This is a genomic window from Kitasatospora sp. NPDC093558 (genome assembly GCF_040683475.1).
Lineage (GTDB): Bacteria > Actinomycetota > Actinomycetes > Streptomycetales > Streptomycetaceae > Kitasatospora.
Map to the genome: position 1 here is coordinate 1 of NZ_JBFBDY010000883.1, position 2229 is coordinate 2229.

Annotated in this window: 3 protein-coding genes and 1 pseudogene; 1 reads left to right on the forward strand and 3 read right to left on the reverse strand. The window is 71.3% G+C overall.

Annotation, left to right across the window (positions count from 1 at the left end):
* The 3 genes and pseudogenes from AB0O00_RS36505 to AB0O00_RS36515 all read right to left on the reverse strand — a co-directional run.
* A pseudogene (locus AB0O00_RS36505) lies at positions 1-234 on the reverse strand (O-methyltransferase); the annotation flags it as partial.
* A 26-nt stretch (positions 235-260) separates the two neighbouring features.
* The gene (locus tag AB0O00_RS36510; RefSeq protein ID WP_363659006.1) at positions 261-737 is read right to left on the reverse strand and encodes a DUF1772 domain-containing protein; all 477 of its coding nucleotides are present in this window, start codon (positions 735-737) and stop codon (positions 261-263) included.
* Position 738: 1 nt separating this feature from the next.
* Positions 739-1068, reverse strand: a complete 330-nt coding sequence (locus tag AB0O00_RS36515) for a TcmI family type II polyketide cyclase (protein ID WP_363659007.1) — start codon at positions 1066-1068, stop codon at positions 739-741.
* A 227-nt stretch (positions 1069-1295) separates the two neighbouring features.
* Between AB0O00_RS36515 and AB0O00_RS36520 the strand changes: the two genes are divergently transcribed.
* Positions 1296-2024 carry a SchA/CurD-like domain-containing protein gene (locus tag AB0O00_RS36520; RefSeq protein ID WP_363659008.1) on the forward strand — a complete coding sequence of 243 codons (729 nt, stop codon included), beginning with the start codon at positions 1296-1298 and terminating at the stop codon, positions 2022-2024.
* Positions 2025-2229 lie beyond the last annotated feature (205 nt).

Consider the following 2229-nt stretch of genomic DNA (forward strand, 5'->3'; position numbering starts at 1 on the left):
GAACGCCGCCCCGCAGCGCAGCACGCGGTAGAGCGACTCCTCGTGGCTGTCGGTGAGCCCGGCCAGCTCGGTGACCGTCCGCGGGGTGTCGGCCAGCAGGTCGGCGATCCTCAACTCAGCCACCACGTGCAGGACTTCGCTGATCCGTCGGCCGTTGGTGAGCAGGATCAGCCGGACCGGGGCGGGCAGCGACCGCGCGTCGGGCGGGCCGCCGGTGACGGTGTCAACGCTCATGGGGATCCTCTTCGATCGATCGTGCGTCAGTTGGCGTGCAGGAGGATGCCGGTGTTCAGGACGAGGACCGCGAGCGCGGCCAGCACCATCGCGGTGCGGACCCGGTTCCAGGTGCTCCAGCGGACCCTCGGGTCCAGCTCCGTCCAGTTCTCCGGCAGGGCCTGCGGGTCCACGGTGGCGATCCACCGGTTGATCGGGACGTTCTTGGTGAGGGAGACCACCATCGCGCCCACCAGGAGCAGCGCGCAGAGCCCGAAGAGCGCCGTGCCGAGCGCGGAGCCGGCCACGAGGGCGAGTGCGACGTCGCAGATCAGCGCGGCCACCATGCAGGCCGGCATGAACGGGTCGAACCTGGTCACCATTAACTGGTGGGTGACGACGTACCGCTCGGTCGGCAGCGACAGCAGCAGCGGGGCGCCGCCGAGCACGGCGATCATCAGCCCGCCCGCGGCGAGCCCGTTGCCCAGCAGGGCGACCGGGAGCAGGATGCGCAGGGCTTCCATGTCAGCCGCGCTGCCAGGTGTAGAACGGCTGCGCCATCGCGTCCTTGGGCTCGGCCCACGCCGGGTCGTACGGCCGCATGTACTCCGCCAGCCGGTCGTGGATCTCCTGGTACAGCGGGTGGCTGCGGGCCTTGTAGAGGTCGGGGGTGATGTCCTCCCGCGACTCGACGAGGTGGAAGTACAGGTCGTGGAAGCGGAACAGGGTGCGCCGGGTGGCGCCGATCAGGTGCGGCAGCTCGGTGGCGTCCGAATCGGCGAAGATCCGGGCGACCTCCGGCGCGTCCGCGGGGTCCATCCGCGCGACGATCAGCGTGCGGTCCGACTTGGGCATGCCTTCTCTCCATCCGTGGGCCGGCGGGGGTGGATCGACGCCCCATCGTGGCGATCGTTTCTCCGGGCCAACTGGAGGATCACTGAAGGTCTTTGACGATGTATCAGAACTGTGTGTGCCAGAAGTGTGCGCGAGGCCGCCGGGCCTCCCAGTGGTCCTCGATCCGGCGTGGACCGGGGCCGGGCAACATGCGGCCCGGACCATCCCATCAACCCGGAGGCGCGGCCGTGGCATTCATCGCGATCAGTTACAAGGTTCGGCTCGGGCACGAGGAGGACATCGCGGAGATCTTCGCCGAGGGGAGCTTCCGCCGGGCGGACTCGGCGGAGTACCGCGACGAACAGGGCCGGGCGGCCGGGCGCAACGTCTCCACCGGTCTCTTCATCGAGGGCGAACTCATGACCCGCGTCGTCCAGTTCGAGGGCGACCTGCGGCAGATCGGCCGGCACATGGGCGGGCAGCAGGGGGTCAAGGAGGCGGAGCGCAAGCTCGGCCCGTTCCTCCAGGTGCCGCGCGACACCGAGACGGTGGAGGGCTTCCAGCAGTACTTCCAGAACGCGCTGATGACCTGCGTGTTCCAGGAGTTCCGCGAGGAGCGGTCGGCCCAGCTCGCGGCGTGGACCCACCGGATCGCGCCCGGCGCCGACGAGGACGAGATCGGCGCCGTCTTCGAGCGGGTGCAGGGCGAGGTGCTGCGCAAGCCGGCCGAGGACGGGGACCCGCTGGTCGCCTCGGCGGCGTTCGTCAAGGACGGCCACCTCGTGTGGGCGGTCCAGTACGACGGGGAGTTCGACGGCGTGGTCCGCCGACTGCACGCGGACGGGCTCGCCGCGCGCACCGAGGCCGGGCTGCGCCCCTTCCTGGACGCTCCGCGGGACGGTGGCCCGGAGCTCTTCGGCGCGGCGGCCATGCGGCGGCTGCAGATGCTCTCGGCGGACGTGCCGCCCGCCGGCTGAGCGGACCTCCGTCTCCGCACGACGGGGTGGTGGCGGACCGGCCGGCCGGGCCCGTCCGTCACCACCCTGGTCACTCCACGCTCACTCCACGCTCAATCCACGCTCAATCCACGGTCACCACCGGGTGCGCCACTCCCTTGGGCCGAACGCCCCGAGGCGCCGGGCGGGATCGTCGGCCGGGCGTAACCGGCGCGGACGGCGCGGC